This is a genomic window from Candidatus Accumulibacter vicinus (assembly GCF_000584955.1).
Taxonomy (GTDB): Bacteria; Pseudomonadota; Gammaproteobacteria; order Burkholderiales; family Rhodocyclaceae; genus Accumulibacter; species Accumulibacter vicinus.
Genome location: NZ_JDSS02000004.1, coordinates 55,189 through 57,297, shown reverse-complemented (window position 1 = coordinate 57,297; position 2,109 = coordinate 55,189). Strand labels below are relative to the sequence as shown.

1 protein-coding gene is annotated in these 2,109 nt (G+C 64.2%); it reads right to left on the bottom strand.

Annotated elements, in window-relative coordinates:
* Positions 1-6: 6 nt before the first annotated feature.
* On the bottom strand, positions 7-1,800 hold the full coding sequence (locus tag CAPSK01_RS00425) for an acyl-CoA dehydrogenase C-terminal domain-containing protein (RefSeq protein ID WP_034920875.1): 1,794 nt from the start codon (positions 1,798-1,800) through the stop codon (positions 7-9).
* Between the last annotated feature and the right edge of the window lie 309 nt (positions 1,801-2,109).

Sequence of the window (2,109 nt, the reverse complement as noted above, 5' to 3'; positions counted from 1 at the left end):
ACTCGCTTAGAACATGTCTTCAGGCAAGGCGTTGACGCCTTCGGCACCCTCGGTGATGCTGCTCGCCAGGCCGGCGGCCTGCGACAACACATGGTCGGCATAGAAACGGGCGGTGATGATCTTTGCGGCATAGAAGGGATCGCTGTCACCAGCGTCGATCTTCGCCTGCGCGATCAGCGCCGCACGTGCCATCTGCCAACCGCCGGCGACGATCCCGAGCAGCATCAGGAACGGCACCGCGCTGGCCGATGCGGCACGAACGTCGACCCCGTAGATGGTCACCAGCCACTCGCCGGCAGCCGCCAGCGCATCGACGCCGGCCGTGAAGCGGCTGCGAATGGCTGCAAGATGTCCGCCCTCCCGGCTCGCGAGATCGGCGTCGAGCGCGCGCATTTCTTCGATCACTACTTTCAGGGTAGCGCCGCCCTCACGCGCCATCTTGCGGCCGATCAGGTCGTTGGCCTGGATGCCGGTGGTGCCCTCGTAGATGGTCGAGATCTGTGCGTCACGCAGGTGCTGCGCGGCACCGGTCTCTTCGACATAACCCATGCCGCCGTGCACCTGCACGCCGATCGAGGCGATGCTGACACCCGATTCGGTGCTCCAGCCCTTCACTACCGGGATCATCAGATCAACGAAGGCCTGTTGGCGCTTGCGCTCGGCGGCATCCGGATGGCGGAGCGCGGTGTCGTGTGCGGCCGCCACCACGTAGGCCAGTGCCCGCGTGGCTTCGGCACGCGAGCGCATGGTCATCAGCATGCGGCGCACGTCGGGATGCCTGATGATCGCCACTTTCGGACCACCGCGCACGCCGACATCGGTACACTGCACGCGTTCGCGCGCGTAATCGCGCGCACGCTGGTAAGCACGCTCGCAAGCGGCGACACCTTCGAGGCCGACCCCGAAGCGCGCAGCGTTCATCATGATGAACATGTACTCGAGACCGCGATTCTCCTCACCGACCAGGTAGCCGACAGCACCGCGATGATCCCCGAAGGCCATGATCGCGGTTGGGCTGGCGTGGATGCCGAGCTTGTGCTCGATCGACACACAATAGGCATCGTTACGCTCGCCGAGGCTGCCGTCGTCATTGACCATGAACTTCGGCACCACGAACAGCGAAATCCCCTTGACGCCCTCGGGCGCTGTCGGCGTCCGCGCCAGCACGAGGTGGATGATGTTCTCCGTCAGGTCGTGCTCACCGTAGGTGATGAAGATCTTCTGCCCGAAGATCAGGTAGCTACCGTCGGCCTGCGGTTCCGCACGCGTGCGCACGGCCGCCAGGTCGGAACCGGCGCTCGGCTCGGTGAGGTTCATCGTCCCGCTCCATTGGCCACTGACCATCTTTTCGAGGTAGGTCGCCTTCAACTGGTCGGAGCCGGTCAGTACCAGGGCCTCGATGGCGCCGGCAGTGAGCAGCGGACACAACGAAAACGCATGATTGGCCGATTTCCACATCTCGGCGACGGCGGCCGCGACCACTTTCGGCAGTCCCTGCCCTCCCCATTCCGGTTCGCAGGCCAGCGCCGGCCAACCGCCGTCGGTGAACATCCGGTACGCTTCCTTGAAACCCGCCGGCATGGTCACCGTCTTGTCGTGCCAGCGGGCGCCCTCCTGGTCCCCCGACCAGTTGAGCGGCGACAGAATTTCCGCGGCAAACCTGGCGGCCTCTTCGAGAACCGCGTCGACCAGATCGGGCGTTGCTTCCTCGCAACCCGGCAGCTCAGCTACCCGCTCAAGCCCGGCAAGTTCCTTGAGCACGAACTGCATGTCACGGAGCGGGGCAATGTATTCACTCATGTGTTTCTCCTCATAGGGTTTGTGTAGACGGCTGGGGAGCTTCGCAGGCCACCGAGAGATCGATCAAGGAACCATGCTTCATCGACGACCGGCAGGTGAAACCACTGCGCTGCCCATCACGATGGTCGCGCAGCAGTCGTTTCCCCGCGGCGAGGCGGCAGACCGACCGACACGGCCGCCGGCGGCGGACTTCCCGACCTCTTTGGCCTGTTCGACAATACAGGCTCTCTCTGGTCCGGAATCGATGAAATGTTCTGGCTACCCGGAAGAACTTCTGCCACAGCGGGACGACGGAACAGCAGCACCAGC